The organism is Bradyrhizobium sp. CCBAU 11434 (assembly GCF_028128895.1).
GTDB lineage: Bacteria > Pseudomonadota > Alphaproteobacteria > Rhizobiales > Xanthobacteraceae > Bradyrhizobium > Bradyrhizobium zhengyangense.
Map to the genome: position 1 here is coordinate 140393 of NZ_LBJX01000004.1, position 280 is coordinate 140672.

Annotated in this window: 1 protein-coding gene; it reads left to right on the forward strand. The window is 64.6% G+C overall.

The annotated features are described in order from the left end of the window. Nucleotides 1-280, forward strand: a 280-nt coding sequence (locus XI06_RS06400) for a hypothetical protein (protein ID WP_271604848.1), incomplete at both ends; no start/stop codon positions are given.

Consider the following 280-nt stretch of genomic DNA (forward strand, 5'->3'; position numbering starts at 1 on the left):
CGGTCACCAACAACGGCACGCTGGAGATCTCAGGCGCGGCGACGCTGCTTAATGACGTCGTTACCAACATCGGCACGGTGCAGGTCGACGGCAGTCAGACACTGACGCTGTCGAACACCGAGATCTCGGGCGGGGCCATCGACGGCTCGGGCACCATCGACGTCACGGTCGCGAGCAAGATCGACGGCGGCGCGACGTTGAGCACGAGCGCGGTCACGGCCGATGCGAAGCTGACCCTGGACGGCATCACGGTCGCAGGCTCGGTTATCACCGACAATTC